The organism is Salipiger sp. (assembly GCF_048261495.1).
Taxonomy (GTDB): Bacteria; Pseudomonadota; Alphaproteobacteria; order Rhodobacterales; family Rhodobacteraceae; genus Salipiger.
Map to the genome: position 1 here is coordinate 25,623 of NZ_JBLXFX010000010.1, position 19,533 is coordinate 45,155.

Genomic DNA, 19,533 nt, shown 5'->3' on the forward strand with positions numbered 1-19,533 from the left:
GCCCGGACCGGCACCCGCCGCGTGAAGCATTTCTTCTGGAGACACGACTTGGAACAGTTTGACTACATCGTCGTCGGGGCAGGATCAGCCGGATGCGTGGTGGCGCGCCGACTGTCCGACGACCCCGATACCCGCGTGCTTCTTCTGGAAGCGGGGCCCGATCCGAAGGATTTCTGGGTCGATACGCCCGCCGGAATGGCGCGGGTGTTCAAGCATGACCGGTTCAATTGGAACTTCTATTCCGAACCGATGCCGACGCTGCGCGACCGCAAGCTGTTCCTCCCCCGTGGCAAGGCTCTTGGCGGCAGCAGCGCGATCAACGGAATGGTCTACATCCGCGGTGACCGGCGCGATTTCGACAACTGGGCGGCGCTCGGCAATCCTGGCTGGACCTGGAACGACGTGTTGCCGTACTTTTTGCGGTCCGAACAGAACACCCGCGAGGGTAGCCAGTTCCACAGCCAGTTGGGGGAAATGGCCGTCTCCGATCCGGACCTGATCCACCCGTCGATCCATGCCTTCCTCGATGCGGCGGAAAACTGCGGCCTGCGAAAGCTCGACGACCTCAACACCGGGGACCAGGACGGGGCGGGTATCCTTCAGCACACGATCCGCAAGGGCAAACGAGAAACGACCTACGGTGCTTTCGTCAAACCCGTCCTCGGGCGGCGGAACCTGACCGTGCGCGCCAATACCCGCGTGGCGCGGGTGCTGCTGGACGGGCAGGAGGCGACCGGGGTCGAGATCATCGAGGGCGGCAAGCGCACCGCGATCGCCGCATCGCGCGAGGTGATACTCTGCGGCGGTGCCTTCAGTTCGCCGCAGACGCTGATGCTGTCGGGGATCGGTGACGGCGACGAGCTGAAGGCGGCCGGCGTCCCGGTGGCTGCGCATCTTCCGGGGGTCGGCAAGAACCTCCAGGACCATTTCGTGCTGCGGGTGCAGGCCTATTCCACGCGCGAGAGTTCGTTCAACCTCGACCTGCTGGGCTGGCGCAAGTTCTGGCACGGGGCCAAGTACCTGCTGACGAAACGCGGATACCTCGCGCTCGGCTCCTCGACTGCGGCAGCTTTTGTAAAGAGTAGCCCCGAGATGGAATATGCCGATCTCGAATTGAGCTTCCGGCCGATGACCTTTGCCTACACCGCCTCGGGTGTCGTGGCGGTGCACGATTACAACGCGGTCAGCGGGTCGGTCTACCGGGTCCGTCCGAAATCGCGCGGGCATGTCGCGCTGCGCTCGGCCGATCCGATGTCGGACCCCGCGATCCATCCCAATTTCCTGAGCGATCCCGAGGATGTGGCCGCCTCCATCTCCGGCATCCGGCAATTGCGTCGGATTCTTGGGGCGGCGCCGATGGCGGAGCGTCTGCGCGACGAACTGGTGCCGGGCGCCGAAGTGGAAACCGACGAGCAGCTCACCGACTACATGGAACGTGAAGGGCACTGCGCCTTCCACCCGGCCGGAACCTGCAAGATGGGTCAGGACGACATGGCGGTGGTCGACGAGCGTCTGCGCGTGCGCGGCATCGGCCGGCTGCGCGTCATCGACGCTTCGATCATGCCGGTCGTCACGTCGGGAAACACCAACGCCCCGGCGATCATGATCGGTGAAAAGGGCGCCGACATGGTGCGCGCGGATGCCGTGGCGGCGCGCCCGGTGACCGCCGGGTAGGCAGTGCCCCATGCGCAAATCGAAGACGGGCCCCGCACCACGGAGCCATTCCGAGTTGTAGGACACGGGCGGCAGGAAACTGGCGCCCGATTTCCGTTGGGGTGCCCGCAAGTCGCGTTGATCGGCAATGCGGACGAAGCGGACGAAGCTGCCGTTCACCCCACTTGCACCTACGTCGGCTTTCGGTAGCATCATCGTATATCGGCGGGTCCAAATCTCTGTCGGTTTCAACGCAGGCTGATAGGAGTTGATAGATGGTCGGAATATTAAACGTTCCCACTAAAGCGGCTCTTGCGGTATCGTTCTTAGTTGCAGGTATATCGCCTGCGAATGCCGAGCGGTTCAACGACCATCAGATTTGGACGTTTACATGCAGTCTGACGAATTTGAAACGAGATGGCTATTCCCCCGAGAATGAGGAGTTGGCTTTAGACATAGTATGGAATCGGGATGCGAATCTCGCGCGAAGTTTGACACCATCAGGGAATGACAAGGGGCTGAGAGTGCTGAACGGCTTCACCGACACTGCGCAGAACACGGTCCACTTCTTGATGTCGCCAGCAACAGCCAAATTCACCGGTTAAGACACAAAGAACGGGCGTTATGGTGGATGGGTAGAACCTTTTGGCCCAACGATTATCTCTATCCGCTCAGATGGAAGCGCAGCGATGACGAGACACGACATCATTTACGGCGGAATAAAAGCATTCAGCAATGAAGGAACCTGCAAGATCAGCGGTCAGTCATTGACGACCGATCAGTAGAACTCCCAGACAACAAAACCTTGAATGAGATGATCTAAGCCGTGCTTCCGGACGCAGATAGACATTCGTTGACTGCACGGCGTCGGCCAAAATTGGCTTACAGCTGTCCAACACGACTTGCGCCCCCCCCTTTCCGTTTCAGGTCGTCAACGTCCCTGGAGTTTTGCCCACATCGGCGTGCCGTGAAACAGCCACGGTTGGTAGAGAATCCTGGCGAGGTCGGGCAGGCGAGGACGGTCGTCCCGCCGGCGGTCTCGTTTCTTTTGGGTAGCTCCGCCCGAGGTTTCCTCCTCATTGGCTCTGTCTTGTTCCCGACCTGTGTCCTTCGGCCGCGACGGCTGATGGACCCCCATCCGCATTGCCGGCGTGGTCCGGATGACCTTGCTGGCGCGCCTTTTCGGCACGAGGATCGCCTTGTCTGTGCCGGGCACCGCCAGTCGCCTCAGCTGTTCGCTATTTACTTCCGGATCAGCAGCATCCTCCGTAGCGTCTGTGGTTGAGCCTTTCGCAGGCGATGCATCTGCCTCCAAAGGCGTTCTGTAGGGTCTCCAGTCGAAGAAGTTGTAGTGCACGCGCCATATGTTCATCAGGGCGATCAGGACGCGCGGATTGTAGGCGGCGCCGTTGATGTATGAGGCGCCCACACGAGAGCTACGACCACCTGCACGCTGAATGATACTGACGCGCTCGCGGATCGCGTTCATGAAGGTGGAGGTCGGCTGAATCGTTGCGTGGATGACCCTGCGGGTTATGGCGGCGCGGAGCTCCGGGTCATCGATCTCGTCGTCGATGCCGAGCCTTCGGTAGGCGGCGCGATAGCGCGGCGACAGGATCGGGAAGCCAACGGTCTTGTCGATCTCGTTGGCCGTCTGGATGGGGCTATTGATCCACAAGCGCGGGAAAGCGGCCGAGGCAAGGTTCGGCCCCACCAGCGAGCTTTTCGACTGGTCGTCCGGGTCGCTGCGGTAGGCAGGACTCAGCTTCGAGGAAGTCCAGCTCTGTAGTGCTTCCCAAGGCATCAGGTGGGGATGCATCTTGCGCCACTCCGCGAGGCTCTCCGAAAACTCGGCCTGCTTCTCCCGGATACGGTCGATCGGCGCATCCTTCTTGAAGCCGATCACTGTCCATTCGAAACGGTCCGCCAGGATCTCCTCGCGGAAGATGTGCGGCACGACCCGGGCCATCTGTCCCTCCTTCTCGCCGACGAGAGTGAGCTTGCCGCTGGGGATCATCCACTTGAGGCACGCAAGGGACGCCGCCTTCGTGTAGGTATCGCGTGTCATCACGCCATCGAAGGCATTCCGGCTGTCGCGCTCGTGCTTCACGAGGTTGAACCAGTGATCGCGCAGGTGCTCGATCTCGTCTGCCCGGGCGCTGGCGGCCTCCGTCGCCATGTCGGCTTCCGGCGAGAGCTCCTCTCCGGCAGCATCGAATGCCTTGATAGTCCGCGCCACGAAATGTCGGAGGCGCTTCTCCGCAGCGGAGAAGAGCGCCGGCTCGTCGAATCGCGCTGTCGGCCGCTGGAAGTGGAGCAGCGGCGCGGTGAAGGTGCCGTTTGAGTTCCGATACTGCTTGCGCAGCGTCGAGCCCCGAGCGACGCCGAAATAGGCGTCCTCAATGACCTCCAGCGGGTCGATGGTCGGATCGAAATCCACATCGCAGCGGAAAACATAGCCTGACCGGATGTCGGCGCTGACCGAGCAGTTCAGCTGTGTGATCTTGCGGTCGATCTTCGTCTGCCAGTTCACCCCGACGACGATGTCGTCGTGGGCGATGCGGGTATGGGTGTATGGCTTGCCGTCCTTGATGCGCTGGCGTTCGACGCGCTTTCGCCATTCCGCGAGTTGTGCCTTTTCGTAGGCCAATAGCGTCCGCTCCGGCCAGAAGATGCGATCGTATAGCCTGGACATTCCCGGCTCGGTTTCGCCTCTCGGCGTCCGCAGAATGCGGCGGATGTCGTGAAGACCGGTGCCATTTGTAAATGCTGGATCAAAATTCCCCAGAAGTGCTGGCGCAAAATTCCCCACCTAACGAGTTCGGGGATCAGCCGTGCAGGTGATTGGCGCCTCCGTTCTTGGGTGGCCGGCCGCGCCTTTTCTGGGGCGGTGGCGGAGTGATAGTGGCGTGTGACCGAGTGTGCTCGGGCATCAGATCTGCGTGGCCGCGCAGGCGGTAGCTGGCGCCCTCGATCTGCACGACGACCGCGTGGTGCAGCAACCGATCCAGCAACGCGGTGGCGACGACGGGATCGCCGAAGACCTCGCCCCATTCGGCGAAGCCGCGGTTCGAGGTCAGGATCATCGCGCCCTTCTCGTAGCGCGCGTTGACGAGTTGGAAGAACAGGTTGGCCCCGCCGCTGGTGATGGGCAGATAGCCGATCTCGTCCACGATCAGCAGCGAAGACCGGGCGTAGAAGCGGATCTTTTCCGGCAGGCGTCCTTCGCGTTCGGCCTGCGTCAGCGCGTCAATGAGCTCGGCCAAGGTGCAGCGGTAGACACTGCGGCCCGCCTTCACCGCGGCGACGCCGAGGGCCGTGGCCAGGTGGCTCTTGCCCGTGCCTGGTGGGCCGAGGAAGTGCAGCACCTCGGCTCGGTTGATGAACTCCAACTGCGCCAGGGCCATGATGCGGTGCCGATCCAGCGAGGGCTGGAACGAGAAGTCGAAGCTCTCCAGCGTCTTGATCGGGGTGAGCCGGGCCGTGCGAAGACCTACCCCGACGCGCCGTCCTTCGCGCAGGGTCAGCTCCTCCGCCAGAAGGGCATCGATTGCCTCTATCGCGGTCATCTCGCCCTTTTCCAGCCGGCTGAGGATCTGGTCCAGCGTTTCCAAGGCGCGGGCCATGTGCAAGCCGACCAGGCTTTGGCGAATGCGTTCCGTGACAGGGATCATGGGTGCCCCTCCGGCTGGCTGGCCAAGCGCTGACCGACGGCCTCGTAAAAGGCGAGAGATCGGCGCAGGACGGCAGTGTCAGTCGGAGATGGTTGATCGACCACGGCACGGCGTGCGGCGAGCACCGGCTTGCGGTGACTGGGGTCGACGCGCTTCTGGTTCTTGCCCTCGAGCACAGGATGACACGCGATCAACTGACCATCCTCGAAGATGCGCACCGCGGTTGGGTGGTTCTGGACCTCGACGATCCGGCGCCGGGTGGTGTCCGGCACGCTGTATTGGTTGCCGCCGACGGCGACCATGCCCTCCTGGCTGATCCGGCGCTCGACGGTCAGGACCGCATCGTAGGGACGGGCCGGAAGGGCCACGAGCTGCGGCTGCTCCTCCGCAAAGTGCTCGTCGACGACCCGCTGCGTGGTGGCGTGAACCCGGGGGTTGGCAATGGTCGTCCGCCATTCCTCGAATTTGGCATTCAGATCCTCGAGGTCGCGGAAGCTGCGCCCCAGGAGGAAGTCCTGGCGCACGTAGCGGAAGGGGCGTTCGACCTTGCCCTTGGTTTTCGCCCGATAGGGCTGGCAGGCGCGCGGCGCCGACCCGTAATGCGCCAGCAACGCTACGAGCGAGGCGTTGTAGGTCACGATGCCGGCCCCGTCTTCTCCGATTACCGCAGTCTTCATGCGATCGTAGAGCACCTCGGCACAGGCACCGCCCATCGCGTCGAAGGCGGCAATGTGACAGCGCATCACCGTTTCCAGCGTCTGGTTCGGGCAGAACCGACCCCAGAGCCAACGGCTGTGCCCCAGCACCATGCTGAACAGCCAGACCTTGCGGGTGACGCCGGGCTCGGAGGTAAACTCGACCTGGAACTCGGCAAAATCCACCTGCGCCTGCTGGCCGGCGGGCGTCTCGAAGCGCCGTTCGAACTGCCGCGGGGCGGCCGGGCGGATCAGCCGCAGATATTCCGTCAGCGTCGAATAGGCCCCCTCGAAGCCCAACGTCTTGATCTCCCGGTGCAGCCGCCGGGCCGAAAGCCCCGGCCAAGCGGACAACCTGTCGACCAGGTAGGTGCGATACTCCTCGGCCAGCCGCTCCCCCAGCTCGCGCGGCCCATAGACCGGCACCTCGAGCCCGCGCTCGAGGTATTTCCGCACCGTCTTGCGGTCGAGCCCAGTCTGCCGCGCGATCGCGCTGACGCTTCAATTCCAAGATCATCACGATCTCCCTCAGTTCCACCACCTGCGCGCCCTTCCATTGGCATCAGCAGGGATAATTCTGCGCCGCCGGTGGTCCGGGGGGCATGCCCCCCGGACCACCGGCAACAGCGCCAAACTGGGGAAATTTCATCCAGCGCTTTTGGGGAGATTACGTCCAGCACTCACACCATTGGCCAGCAGGGACAATATCTCGATATTCTCGTCGCGCTTTTTCTGACGGCGATGCTCGCTCGAGACCGTGAAGCGGGCGCCGGGCAGCCCCTTGCAGGGTTTGTGGATCACCCTGACAGAGCGCGCACGAGGCACAGAACCTTTCTTATGGCCGACCTTTCGCGACGGCTTACCGTTGGCGCCGTTGAAGATGAACTCCTCGGGTTTCTCCAGGTAAGCGGTCCCGCAGTTGCCGCAGAAGGGACCCTCCAACGCGCCGTTCTGGACCCAAAGTCGATGTCGCTCCTCTTCGTAGGCTTCGTTCGAAATCAGCCTGGTCCGAACGCCGCATTCCGAGTTTCCTCGGAGGTGCTGACAGATCAGGACCCGACCGTCATTCCAAGCCCGCGGATCGCCTGCAAACTCGAACGCATCGGTCTCTCGATGTAGGTTGTCGCCGCTCTCAGCCTCGATCTTATAGCGACCGACACCACGCGCGATCGTGGGGTCGGCCATGGCGGCCTTCATCCGCCTCTCGGCGGCACCACGACCTACGAAGGCGTGCTTCGTCGGCGCCGGTTCGATCCCGTAGTTCCCGCAGTCAGGATCACCGCAGCAGTTGAGATTTGTATCGCCGGACACGCGAGGGTATACTTGCGCGAGCGTTAGTTTCTCCAGGCTCTTCACCTTGTTCGGACCTTTCGTCCGTTTCTGGGTCAAGAGCTCGCGCACCTCCAAGATTGGCCGGTCTGGCCAATGACGAAATCAAACGGGCACAAAAGAGCGCTCGCCGCGGGAAGTTCAAACTTCCTGCCAGTTCGCCCCTGATGGCGGAAAAATCAAACGAGATTAGGGCGGAAAAACAAAAGCCTGCCGTCCTCTCGATCGGCAGGCAGGTAGGGCGTGTGTCCTACAAGTCGGAATGGCTCCCCGCACCACGGGGCCCGTTCTTTTGGTCGGGTCTGCGGTGTCCGGCCGCGCAGGCCTATCCGCGACCGACCAGGACCTTTTCCAGCCCGTAAAGTCGATCGACGAGGAACATGAGAAGGAAGGTCAGCACGATAACCACGGTCGAGACCGAGGCGACGAGCGGGTCGATCGTATCGGCCATGTATTTCAGGAGCCGTACCGGCAACGTGGTCGTTCCCGGGGCAGCAAGAAAGACGGTCATCGTCACCTCGTCGAAGCTTTGCAGAAAGCTGATGATCCACCCGCCCGCGATCCCGGGAAGTATCAGCGGTATCGTGATGCGGGTGAAGATGCGCCATGGCGTTGCCCCGAGGGACGCCGCTGCCCGTTCCGAATCCCGATCAAGTGTCGTGACCGAAGCCAGCACCATGCGCAGGGCGAAGGGCACGACGATAATCACATGCGCAACGACCAGCCCGGAGATCGTTCCGAGAAAGCCGGTGGTGGAATAGAACCGCAGGAACGCCACGCCCAGAACCACATGCGGGATGATGAGAGGCGACAGAAATGCCGCGATGACGGCATCCCGCCCCGGAAACCTGTAGCGTCCGATGGCGAGCGCGGCCGGGATGGACAGCACGAGGGCCGATGTCGCGGCTATGAAGCCGACCAGCAGGCTCATCCAGAAGGAGGACACGAATTCCGGGTGATCCGCGATTGCCGCGAACCAGCGCAGGGACAGTCCGTTCCACGGCAGGGAAAGGTAGGCTTCGGGGGTGAACGAGACCACCACCACCATCACCAGCGGAGCCAGGATGAACAGGATGAAGACCGTGTGAAACAGGAGGGCGAACAAGCCGTTACGATTCATTGGTATGCCTTCCGAAACGTCTTTCCAGGATGCGGTTGTAGCTGCTGGTTGCGACCACGTTGACGATGAACAGGCAGACGGCGAGCGCCGCGCCGACCGGCCAGTTGAGCTTGATGAGGAATTCGTCGTAGATCGCGGTCGTAAAGACCTTGATCTGGCGCCCCCCGAGGATCGCGGGCGTCGCAAAGGAGCTTGCCGACAGCGCGAAGACGATCAGCGATCCCGACAGGATTCCGGGAATGATCGCGGGGAGTATTACCCGGCGGAACGTGACGGAGGGTGTCGCTCCGAGCGAGGCGGCGGCGAGAGTGACGCGCGGGTCGAGCCTTTGCAGCGAAGCCCAGACCGCGATCACCATGAAGGGAACGAGCACATGTACGGAGCCGATGACGACGGCGGTCATCGAATAGAGCATTCGGATCGGGAAATCGACGATCCCGAGCCACAGGAGAACGTCGTTGACCACGCCGTTCCGGCCGAGCATCAGCGCCCAGCCCAGCGTGCGCACCACCACCGATATCATCAACGGTCCCAGTACGATGACCAGGCAGAACGCCTTCCACTTTGGACGCATCCGGTGGAGGAAATAGGCCTCGGGCGCGCCGATGACCACGCAGATCACCGAGACGGTCAGGGCCAGAAAAAGCGTGCGTCCGAAAATCCTGAGATAGTAGGAGTCGGTCACGATCTGCAGGTAGTTGGCGAATGTATAGTCGCTGGTCGGACCCACGCCTTGCTCGTAGACCTGAAAGCTCAGCGCGCCGGCCATCAGCAACGGCACCAGCATGAAACCGATCAGGAACAGAAGGCCCGGCGCGGAAAGAAGAACGGGCCGCTTTGTCGATGCTGCCATGATCTCAGATCCTCACCACAGCGGCATCCGCGTCATTCCAGCCGACGGAGATTTCGGCACCTTCGGGCGCGAGTGTCTGGCCGAGATTTAGTTCGCAGACCCATATCTCTCCGGCCGCCGATGCGATCTGATGGAGCCAGTAGCTGCCCTGGAAGACACTGGATCGCAGCGTACCCGGCAAACGGCCCGCGCCGACGGGGCCGAGCGTCATCTTCTCGGGTCGCAGGACGAGCATGACTTCGGTCCCGATGCCGGCCTTCTGACCGTCACGCACGACGATGTCGTTACGGATACCGTCCACCCTGACCGAGGTACCGTCGCCGGAGCGCGCCGTCACCCTGCCCGCGAAGCGGTTCAGGCGGCCGACGAACTCGGCCACGAATTCGGTGTTCGGAAGGTCATAGAGGCTTCGCGGCGTGCCCGACTGCACGACCTTCCCCCGCTCCATCACCGCGATCCGGTCGCAGATCGACAGGGCCTCGGCCTGGTCGTGCGTCACCATGATCGTCGTGATCCCGACTTCCTTCTGAATGACGCGAAGTTCGATCTGCATCGCCTCGCGAAGCTTGGCATCAAGGTTCGACAGCGGTTCGTCGAGCAACAGGAGCGAGGGGCGAATGGCCAGTGCCCGTGCCAGCGCGACACGCTGCTGCTGCCCGCCGGACAATTGCTTGGGAAAGCGGTCGGCGAAGGCTGCGAGCTTCACGAGGTCGAGTGCCTCCTTCGCCCGCGTTTCGATTTCGGCGCGCGGAAGTTTGCGCATTTCCAGCCCGAAGGCCACGTTTTCGGCGGCTGTCAAATGCGGAAACAGCGCGTAGCTCTGAAACACCACGCCCATTCCCCGCTTGTGCGCCGGTGTTCGGGAGACATCCCGTCCGTCCAGCATGATGCGCCCGGAGGTCGGCTGTTCGAAGCCGGCGATGATGTTCAGCGTCGTGGTCTTGCCGCAGCCCGAGGGGCCGAGCAGGCCCAGCAATTCACCTTCCGCGACGCTGAGGTCGATGCCGTCGATCGCGGTGAACGAGCCGAATTTCTTGCATAAGGATTCAATCGCGATCTTTGTCATGAAGTCTCGATTCACGTCGGTTTTCGGGGAGCTCCGTCAGTGCCGGGACGGAGCTTGTTGCGCGCCGCGCCCGGCGCTGCCGCAAAATGCGTACCGCAGGCCCGAAGGGCGCTGTCGTGGCGGCGCGGGCGACCGGCTTCATCCGACCCGCATGCTCGCGAATGCGGGTCGGCCGAGAGCCCGGGTTATTCGATTTCGCGGTTCCAGATTTCGATCCAGGCGTCGCGATCGGCGTTGATCCGCGCCCAGTCGAGAGCGATGAGTTCCCCCGTTCCGCTGAAGACTTCCGCCTCCGGAAGCTCAGCGTTTCTGTTGACCGGATTGTCCCCGGGCAGAAAACCCTTTTGGGCATCGGTCGACACGTCGTGTTGTACGTATTTCTGCGCCAGCTCCGGATTGGGCGCTCCGGCTACGGCACAGACGGTGGTCATGACCGTTGGGGCGCCCTCCTTCGGGCGGATCGCCTTGACCGGCAGTCCGTCCGCGATCAGTTTCGCGAAGCGGGGAGACGATATAATGGCGATGCCGACCTCGCCGGTCTGCAGCATTTCCTGAACCTTGGACGCGGACGAGGCGATGGTCACGAGGTTGGGCCTGACCTTTTCCGCGATGTATTTCAGACCCGGCGTCACATCGGATTCGCCGCCGCCGAGCGCCCGCGAGATCATGATGAGCGTCGACATGCCCGTCGCACTTGCCGCCGGAGGCAGAAGAACGAGTTCGCCCTCGTATTCGGGCTTGCCCAGATCCAGCCAGGAGTCCGGCTCGGGCAGGCCGCGCTGCTCGAATATGTCGGTGCGGATGACGATCGCGTTGTAGGTGATCGTACTGCCCGTCGAGAACTTCGATACATGAGCGGCCGGCAGCAGCTCGTCGAACACCGGATCCGGCTCCAGCGGAGCGCAGAGGCCGAGGTCTTCGGCGAGCGTCACGTTGGTCTCGACCAGGTACACGACATCGTACTGAGGGTTTTCCTTCTGGGCCTCCAGTTTTGCGATGATATCGGTACCGGACACGGCATCGTAGACGACGCTGACGCCATATTCCGTCTCGAAACCCGGAATGACGTATTCCCGGTAACGATCCTCGACCGCGCCGCCCGGCCCCATGACGTGCAGGGTCTGCGCCGTCGCCGCGGGGATTTGTACCGCCACGACGAACGTGCTTGCCAAACCGGCCCGCACCCATGCCTTTGCCGAAGGGAATCTCATGTCTCTCTCCTGTTTCCTCGGCTGCTTCCAGCCGTCCTCACCGCTGGCAATATACCGCGCCCGGGGCTTTGCAGGGCATTGAAAGGGAAGGGGTTTATCCTGTTTTTCCCTGCATTGTCCCGAATTTCGGGAGTATAACCGTGCCCCGCCGACTTGCTGGCCGGCACGGCAGGCCGGATGATCGTCCGGATGCGAAACGGGCTGGATGCACCGCAACGGCACTGGAGATATCCATGATCGACAAGACGACGATCGCTGCAACGGCAAGGGCCCCGGCCGATCCGGACAGGCTGACCGCGACCGCGATCATCGGCGAAACGCTCTGCGGTCGCCGTTCGGTCCGCGAGGTCGCAGAGGAAACACTGCGCCTGATCGAAGCGCGTGAGCACGAGGTGAAGGCCTTTGCCTATCTGGACGTCGAACGAGTTCGCGCCGATGCGGCAGCGCTCGACGACAGACCCTCACGCGGAGCGCTGCACGGGGTCACCGTCGCGGTGAAGGAGATGATCTCGCTCGCTGATATGCCCACGAGCTGCAATACGCCCCGCTATCGCGGCCTGGTGCGCGGGGCGGATGCAGCTTGCGTCGATATCCTGCGATCCGCCGGAGCGCTCGTCGTCGGAACCGCCACGATGACGGAATTCGCCGTATCCCATCGCGGGCCGGCAACGACCAATCCGAATGCACCGGGGCGCACGCCCGGAAGCTCTTCTTCCGGGTCTGCCGCCGCCGTTGCCGCCGGCTTCTGTGCCATCGGCATCGGCACGCAGACCGGCGGATCGGTGATCCGGCCGGCATCCTATTGCGGGGTTTTCGGCTTCAAGCCGACCTGGAATGTGGTCAGCACAGAGGGTGTCAGGACGCTTGCTCCGACCTGCGACACGGTCGGGTTCTTCGCACGGGACACGCGGGACCTGATCCTGCTCGCCAACGCCTACGATATGGATGCCGCGCCGGAATTCGACACGCTGGCGGGCCGGAAGGTCGGGGTGTGCCGTCCTCCTCGATGGGAGTTGGCCGAAACCGGAACGCGCAGCGCGATGGACGAGACGGCGCGGCGGCTCAAGGCGGCGGGGGCCCGGGTCGAGGACTGTGTCCTGCCCTCGTGCTTTGACTCCTTTTCGGACGCTCACGACGCGATCATCGCGCGGGAGTTGCGCACCGCGCTGCTCAACGAGATGCGCACCACACCGGAGCTGCATCCGGAGATCGTGACCCTGGTGGCCAAAGGGGAAACGGTATCGGCGCAGGCCGCACGCGAGGCCTACGAAGTAATCGACCGCTGCAGAGCCGGGATCGACTCCGTGCTCGCCGGGTATGACTTCATCATCGCGCCGAGTGCGACGGGCGAGGCGCCGCCGGGTCTCGGCTATACGGGTTCGTCCGCCCTGAACGTGATCTGGACCATTCTCCAGGTTCCCGTCGTCTCGGTTCCTGGGCAGACCGGGCCGTCCGGCGCGCCCGTCGGAGTTTCGGTCGTCACGCGGCGCTACACGGACCGGACCGCGATTTCGGCCGCCGCGTTGCTGGCGCCCTGCCTTTCCGATGGCGTGGACACCTGATGCGGCATCGGGGCGGCACGACGCCGCCCCGACCTGGGCCGGGCGCCTTCCGGTATCGCGCCACCCGGTCAGATCACCTGGTCGGCCTTCCAGGCTTCGAGTTCCTCATCGGAAAATCCGAGCCAATCCCGATAGACGGCCGTGTTGTGCTGACCGAGCCGCGGCGCCGCGGAGCCCGTGCCGTAATCGCTCTTGTGAAACCGGATCGGCAGATCCACCGTGTGCAGGCCGCCGACCGGGCCGAGGTCGGGGTGCACGGAATTGGTGATGTCGCGCCGGGCCTGCAACGCGGGGTCCGCAAGGGATTCCGCCGGGGTACGGACCTTGCCCACCGGGACGCCGACTTCTAGCAGCGCGGCCTCGACCTCGTCCGCCGTTCGCGACCCGCACCACTCCTCGACGGCGGCGCAGACCTCGGCATTGCGCTTGGAGCGTTCCGGGTTCCTCGCATAGTTCGGATCCTCGGCCCATTCCGGGCGTCCCATGACCCGGAACAGGGCACAGGCAAAGTGATCCTGGCTGCCCGCACCGATGGCGATATGGGCATCCCGGCAACGAAACGCCCCGAACGGCGTGGCGCGAATGTTGAAGTTTCCGGTCCGGGTCTTGCCGCCCACGGCTTCGAGCGCCTGCCATTCCTCGCTGGCCAGAAAGCCCGTCAGCGCGCCGAGCATCGAGATATCGACATATTCGCCTTCGCCGGTCATCTCGCGACGATACAGCGCCGCGTTTATGCCCATGACCGCATAGAGCGGTGCAATCGAATCCGCGATCGACATGCCGATGCGCACGGGTGGATCGCCCTCTTCACCGCTGGCCAGCATCATGCCGCTCATTGCCTGGATGATGACGTCGAAAGCCTTGCGGTTCAGCATCTCACCCCAGCCGAAACCGCTGATCGAGCAATAAATGATACGGGGATTGATGGCCGAGGTCGCCTCGTATCCGATTCCCAGCCGGTCGGCCGTACCGCTCGCGAAATTCTCCATGACGACATCGGCGCGTTCCACGAGGGACTTGTAGATCCGCAGCCCTTCGGAGGTCTTGAGATTCAGGGTCACGCTTTGTTTGCCCCGCGCCCGGTTGAGGATCGGAAGGGACATGGCGGCCGGATCCTCCTTCCACATTGTCATCGAACCGTCAGGCGCGATGAACGGCGCATAGCCCCGCACCGAGTCCCCCTTGAGCGCCTCGATCTTGATGACCGTGGCCCCCATGGCGGCAAGGTAATAGGTGCCGAAGGGGCCTGATTTGTGAGAGGTCAGGTCCAGAACCAAGACGCCCTGCAAAGGGCCCTTGTTCGTGCTGGAAAGCAGTTCGTTTCCTGTCGTCCGTGCTTGGCTTGTCATGCGTCACCTTCAATGTCTCTGTGTCTCGAATGTCGCGGGGAGGGGAACGCCTCTGGTGGAGACGCCCGTCCGTGTCGGGACTCCGCTGCCGTCGGAGGCATCATCGCGCGCCCCGGCACCGGGGTGGTCAGCGCCCGCGGAAAACCGGCTTGCGTTTCTCCATGAAGGCGCGGGTCGCCTCCTTGAAATCGTCGCTGTTCTTGGCCGTGTCCTGCATCGCCTGCATGGTCCGGACATCGCGGCGCTCTTCCGGCAGCATGAGCTGGTCGATGCAGAACTTGGACGCGCGGATCGACAGTGGGGCATTCGCGGCCAGCGTCCTGGCGTAGCGGATCAATTCGGGTTCGAGCTCCTCCGGCGTGAAGACCCCGTTGAGGAGTCCGACCCGCAGCGCCGCTCCGGCATCCAGCCGCCGCCCCGAGAACATCAGATCCTTGGCAACGCCGGGTCCGACCAGATCGATCAGCATGCGCAGCCCCGAGTCGGGGTAGGCCGTTCCCCGCAGCGCGGCGGGAATCCCCAACTGGCTGGTTTCCGAGCCGAACCTCAGATCCGCCGACATGGCGACATTCATCCCGCCGCCGAGGCAATAGCCGTGGATCATGGCGATCACCGGCTTCCGGACGGCTCGGAGGGCCGCGCAGAAGGCATCCGGGCGATCGGTGTCGCGCCTTGCCGTTTCCGGATCGAACCGCGTCTTCTCGAACCGCGAGATGTCTCCCCCCGAGATGAACGCCTTTTCGCCGATACCCCGCAACAGGATGACCCTGATCGCGGGGTCGGCGGCGTATCCGTCCAGCAGCGCATGCGCCTGCCCGGCCATGTCGGGCGAGAGAGCGTTCATCCTGGGCGCGTTCTCGAAAACGATCCAGCCCAACTCTCCGTCCTGCCGACCCGTCGCGCGGCCTTCGCTCTGTTGCATGCTGTGTCCCATCCTGTCCGATTGTTCCGAGGCAGGCCGACTGCCCATTGGTGTTGCGGTGGCCGCGGTCGTCAAAGCGCGTCCCCGGCGGCATCTGCGGTGAAATGACAGGCGGCGGCCCGGCCCGGCGCTCCGGTCACGAGGTCCGGGGCCCGTGTGCAGCAGATGGCGGGCCGCCCGAGCTTTTCGTGCAGCCGGCAGCGCGGATGAAACCGGCAGCCCGATGGCATGGCGAAGACAGACGGCGGTGTTCCGGGAATCGAGGCCAGTCGCTCCGGCGGTCGGGATACGTCGGGAACCGAGCGCAACAGGGCCCGGGTATAGGGATGCCGCGCCTGGCCGAAGATTTCCTCTGTCGTTCCGGTTTCGACGATACGCCCGGCGTACATCACTGCCACATCCTGACAAATCTCGCCGACCACGGCGAAGTCGTGCGTGATGAACAGGATGCCCAGCCCCGTCTTGGCCTGGATCTCCTTGAGCAGAGCGAGATAGGCAGCCTGCACCGTGACATCCAGTGCCGTCGTCGGTTCGTCCGCGATCAGGACTTCCGGATCGGCGGCAATCCCGATGGCACCCACGACGCGCTGACGCATTCCCCCGCTCATTTCGTGCGGATAGGCCTTGAGGCGTCGCGCCGGCGAGGGGATCTTCATCAACTCAAGCAGTTCGACCGCGCGCTGCCTGAGGCGGCCGCCCCGCAGTTTCGTGTGAAGGCGCAGCGGTTCGGATAGCTGGCTCCCGACGGAAAGCACGGGGTTCAGCGCGCTAAGCGGGTCCTGCAACACCATCGACAGGTATCGGCCGCGAAAGCGGCGGATGCCTTCGGAATCGAGTTGTGCGAGATCGGTTCCGCGAAACCGGATGCTGCCGCGAGTGAGCGACAGCGCGGCGCCGGGAAGCAGGCCGAGCAGAGCAAGTGCGGTGACGCTCTTGCCTGAGCCGGATTCACCGATCAGCCCCAGGGTGCGGCCGCGTCGCAGGGCAAAGCTGACGTCCTCGACCACCACGCCGGAACCGCGACGGTTGCCGACGCTGATCGTCAGCCCCTCGACCCTGAGCACGTCGTCGTCTTCGCGAACGTCATCGGTGGAGATGTGGCCGATCGCCTGTGGCATGGTCGCTCCTCGCCGGTCCGCCCGGTCGGTGAAATCGTTTTGACGGTTCATGATCTCACCGGCTGTCACGCAGGCGCGGATCGAGTCTGTCCCGTGTCCAGTCGCCGAGAATGTTGAAGGCCAGCACCGTCAGCATGATCGCCGTCGCGGGTGTTGCCGTCAGCCACCATGCTGTCGCCAGATGGGCCTGACCTTCGGTCACCATCGCCCCCCAGGAGGGTGTCGGCGGCGGGACGCCGGCCCCGAGAAAGCTCAGGCCGGCTTCCATCAGAATGACTTCGCCCATGTTTATGCTGATCAGGACCATCGCCGTGCTGAGCACATTGGGAACGATGTGTACCAGAACGATGCGGAGGTGCGAACAGCCGATGAGCCGGGCCTGCGCGATGAAGTCGCGATGCTTCATGGCGATCACATCCGCCCGGATGATCCGCGCGAACCGGGACCAGAGGATCAGCGAGATAGCGATGACGACCGAGGTCACTCCTCCGCCTAGGGTCACCGCCAGCAGCACGCCGATGAACAGCGACGGAATACCGAGCGCCGCGTCGATCAGACGCGAGATGATCGTATCGACAATACCGCCTGCGTAGCCTGCGATGATGCCCAGCGTCAGCCCCAGCCCCGCGCCGCCGCTCAGCGCGAATACCACGACGATCAGCGTCACGCGTGCCCCGTGGATCAGCCGCGACAGCAGGTCCCGGCCCAGGCTGTCGGTGCCCAGCCAGTGCTCCCGGCTTGGCGGTTGCAACCGATGCAGCAGGTCCTGCGCATTCGGATCATGGGGTGCCAGATAGGGGCCGAGCGTTCCACCCAGGACAAAGAACAGAACGATGACGATGGTCGCGACCGGAAAGTCGGAAAGATCCATCCCCGGCGCTGCGGTCGGGCGGCTCGGTGTCGTCGGTTGGCTCATCGGCGGATCCTCGGATCGAGATAAGCCTGGAGGATGTCGACCAACAGGCTGATGGTGATGATGAAGATGGACGAAACCATCACCAGGCCCTGCACGACGGGGAAGTCCCGGGACAGGATGCTGTTGTAGATCAGGCGGCCGGATCCGGGCCAGGCAAAGACGGTCTCGACCACGACGCTGCCCATGATCAGCACGCCGATGAAGACCCCCATGAAGGATGCCGCGCTGGTCAGCGAGTTCAGCAGCGCGTGCTTCCAGATGACCACGGTTTCCGACACACCGATGATCCGCGCCAGTTTGATGTATTCCATGTCCAACACGTCCAGGATGCTGGATCGGACCAGCCGCATCAGCCCCGCCGACTGGAACGCCGCCAGCGTGATGACCGGCAGGATGTAGTGATCGATGCCACCTGCCTGCGATGACGGCAGCCAGTGCAGTTTCAGCGAAAAGATCAGGATCAGCAGGATGCCGAGCCAGAATGTCGGAATCGACAGCCCCACCAGCCCGAAACCCGAGAGCATCAGGCGCGTCGACCGGCGCCGCGTCGTCCCCGCGATCACGCCGAGCGGGATTCCGGCGGCGATGCTGACGAGGAAGGCCGGAAGGACCAGGCTCAGGGTCTTCGGAAAGGTCTCCAGGAACAGATCCCAGACCGGCACGCGATAGCGGATCGAGTTGCCGAGATCGCCGTGCAGCAGATCGGTCACGAAGATCCGGAACTGTGTCAGCAGGGTTTCGTTCAGGCCGAGTTGCTCGGACAGGCGTTCGCGCATCTCGTCCGTGGCGTCGATCGGCAGGATCACGTCGAGCGGGTTGCCCGTGGTCCGGGCAAGCACGAAGATCAGGATGGTGACCCCGATGACAGAGAAGCTCCCCTGCCCGATACGTCTCAGGATGTAGATTAGCACGGACTTCTCCCTTTCAGGCCGGGGCAGGACGCGATCATGTGTTGGCCGCCGCGATGGCGTGTTGCCGGGTTTCGGAGGCGATCAGGTCTTCGGCGAAATGACATGCGACGCGGCGGCCGGGCGCCACCTCGGTCAAGTGCGGCCGTTCCGCGCTGCAACGTCCGGGCATGTTCCGTTGCCGGGCGAGCCAGCAGCGGGGATGGAACCGGCATCCGCCCGGCGGGTCGATCGGGGAGGCGGTCTCTCCGGGAAGGATGATCCTCTTCGCATTGATTTCGCGTGTCGAGCCGACGGCAGAAATCAGGGCGACGGTGTAGGGGTGCAAGGGTTTGACGAAGACCTCTTCGGAGGGCCCGGTTTCGACAAAGCTGCCCGCATACATGGTAGCGACGGTCGTGCTGAGATAGCGCACGGTCCCCAGATCGTGGGCAATCATGAGATAGGCGATCCCGTGTTCGTCCTGAAGGTCTTTCAGCAGGTTCATGATCTGTGCGCGGATTGACACGTCGAGCGCCGAAACGGGTTCGTCCAGGATGATGACCTTGGGCCGCAGGGCCAACGCCTGCGCGATGGCTACGCGCTGCCGCATCCCGCCGCTCAATTCGTGCGGAAAGGCGTTTGCCGCGGCGCGGTTCAGCCCGACCTTGTCCAGCAGGGCATGTACCTCGTCCAACAATGCGGCACCGCGCAACGGGGTGTTCAGCAGCAGGGGTTCGCCCACGATGTCGGCTATGCGGCGCTTGGGGTCGAGCGAACTGGTCGGGTCCTGAAATACCGCCTGGACCGAGGTGCGGAACCCGCGCCAATCGGCCCGGCTCATGGTGCCGATGTCCTCGCCCTCGAACAGGATCGAGCCGGCGGAGGGTTGCATCAGGTCGAGCAGCAAGCGCACCGCCGTGGTCTTGCCGCAGCCCGATTCACCGACGATGCTGAAGGTTTCGCCGGCCCGAAGGCTGAGCGAAATACCGTCGACGGCCTGGATTTTGCCTTTTTCCTTCCAGAACGCCAGGCCTGAACCAAGGCCGAAATGCTTCCTCAGTCCTACCGCTTCGAGCAGGGGACTCTCCGGATCATGCATGTGGACTGTCAAGGGGATCACCGTTCCGGGAAAGGTCATGGACGCCCGCGCCCGTCCGGGCGCGGGTCGCTTGGTC

15 protein-coding genes and 1 pseudogene are annotated in these 19,533 nt (G+C 63.6%); 2 read left to right on the top strand and 14 right to left on the bottom strand.

Features of this window, described 5'->3' with window-relative positions; all coding sequences use genetic code 11:
* Positions 1-48: 48 nt before the first annotated feature.
* A complete protein-coding gene (locus ACN0RJ_RS18050) occupies positions 49-1,674 on the top strand; it encodes a GMC family oxidoreductase (RefSeq protein WP_417725127.1) in 1,626 nt (541 codons plus the stop codon).
* A 910-nt stretch (positions 1,675-2,584) separates the two neighbouring features.
* Here the strand turns inward: ACN0RJ_RS18050 and ACN0RJ_RS18055 are convergent.
* From ACN0RJ_RS18055 to ACN0RJ_RS18090, 8 genes and pseudogenes are all read right to left on the bottom strand, one after another.
* Complete coding sequence (locus ACN0RJ_RS18055) at positions 2,585-4,348, bottom strand: hypothetical protein (protein WP_417725128.1); 1,764 nt, start codon at positions 4,346-4,348, stop codon at positions 2,585-2,587.
* A 133-nt stretch (positions 4,349-4,481) separates the two neighbouring features.
* Positions 4,482-5,327 carry an IS21-like element helper ATPase IstB gene (gene istB / locus ACN0RJ_RS18060; RefSeq protein ID WP_417725129.1) on the bottom strand — a complete coding sequence of 282 codons (846 nt, stop codon included), beginning with the start codon at positions 5,325-5,327 and terminating at the stop codon, positions 4,482-4,484.
* Positions 5,324-6,539: pseudogene (istA, locus tag ACN0RJ_RS18065) on the bottom strand (IS21 family transposase). The gene istB and the pseudogene istA overlap by 4 nt, the downstream one beginning before the upstream one ends.
* A gap of 128 nt (positions 6,540-6,667) precedes the next feature.
* Positions 6,668-7,378, bottom strand: coding sequence for a hypothetical protein (locus ACN0RJ_RS18070; protein ID WP_417725130.1), 711 nt, complete (start codon positions 7,376-7,378; stop codon positions 6,668-6,670).
* Between the two features lie 298 nt (positions 7,379-7,676).
* Entirely contained in the window at positions 7,677-8,471 is a 795-nt protein-coding gene (locus ACN0RJ_RS18075) for an ABC transporter permease (RefSeq protein WP_417725131.1), read from the bottom strand.
* A complete protein-coding gene (locus ACN0RJ_RS18080) occupies positions 8,461-9,324 on the bottom strand; it encodes an ABC transporter permease (RefSeq protein ID WP_417725132.1) in 864 nt (287 codons plus the stop codon). The genes ACN0RJ_RS18075 and ACN0RJ_RS18080 overlap by 11 nt, the downstream gene beginning before the upstream one ends.
* A 4-nt stretch (positions 9,325-9,328) precedes the next feature.
* On the bottom strand, positions 9,329-10,390 hold the full coding sequence (locus tag ACN0RJ_RS18085) for an ABC transporter ATP-binding protein (RefSeq protein ID WP_417725133.1): 1,062 nt from the start codon (positions 10,388-10,390) through the stop codon (positions 9,329-9,331).
* A gap of 185 nt (positions 10,391-10,575) precedes the next feature.
* Positions 10,576-11,601 carry an extracellular solute-binding protein gene (locus tag ACN0RJ_RS18090; RefSeq protein ID WP_417725134.1) on the bottom strand — a complete coding sequence of 342 codons (1,026 nt, stop codon included), beginning with the start codon at positions 11,599-11,601 and terminating at the stop codon, positions 10,576-10,578.
* A 233-nt stretch (positions 11,602-11,834) separates the two neighbouring features.
* On the opposite strand from ACN0RJ_RS18090, the gene ACN0RJ_RS18095 reads away from it, so the two are divergent.
* Entirely contained in the window at positions 11,835-13,163 is a 1,329-nt protein-coding gene (locus ACN0RJ_RS18095) for an amidase (protein WP_417725135.1), read from the top strand.
* Between the two features lie 68 nt (positions 13,164-13,231).
* Here the strand turns inward: ACN0RJ_RS18095 and ACN0RJ_RS18100 are convergent, their stop codons facing one another.
* The 6 genes from ACN0RJ_RS18100 to ACN0RJ_RS18125 form a co-directional block, all read right to left on the bottom strand.
* Positions 13,232-14,440 (bottom strand): CaiB/BaiF CoA transferase family protein, encoded by a 1,209-nt coding sequence (locus ACN0RJ_RS18100; RefSeq protein WP_417725136.1) that lies wholly within the window; start codon positions 14,438-14,440, stop codon positions 13,232-13,234.
* Positions 14,441-14,639: 199 nt separating this feature from the next.
* Positions 14,640-15,434, bottom strand: coding sequence for an enoyl-CoA hydratase-related protein (locus ACN0RJ_RS18105; RefSeq protein ID WP_417725137.1), 795 nt, complete (start codon positions 15,432-15,434; stop codon positions 14,640-14,642).
* 71 nt (positions 15,435-15,505) lie between these two features.
* A complete protein-coding gene (locus tag ACN0RJ_RS18110; RefSeq protein ID WP_417725138.1) occupies positions 15,506-16,552 on the bottom strand; it encodes an ABC transporter ATP-binding protein in 1,047 nt (348 codons plus the stop codon).
* Positions 16,553-16,607: 55 nt separating this feature from the next.
* The gene (locus ACN0RJ_RS18115) at positions 16,608-17,468 is read right to left on the bottom strand and encodes an ABC transporter permease (RefSeq protein ID WP_417725139.1); all 861 of its coding nucleotides are present in this window, start codon (positions 17,466-17,468) and stop codon (positions 16,608-16,610) included.
* Positions 17,465-18,379, bottom strand: coding sequence for an ABC transporter permease (locus ACN0RJ_RS18120; RefSeq protein WP_417725140.1), 915 nt, complete (start codon positions 18,377-18,379; stop codon positions 17,465-17,467). The genes ACN0RJ_RS18115 and ACN0RJ_RS18120 overlap by 4 nt, the downstream gene beginning before the upstream one ends.
* Positions 18,380-18,413: 34 nt before the next feature.
* A complete protein-coding gene (locus tag ACN0RJ_RS18125) occupies positions 18,414-19,457 on the bottom strand; it encodes an ABC transporter ATP-binding protein (protein WP_417725141.1) in 1,044 nt (347 codons plus the stop codon).
* Between the last annotated feature and the right edge of the window lie 76 nt (positions 19,458-19,533).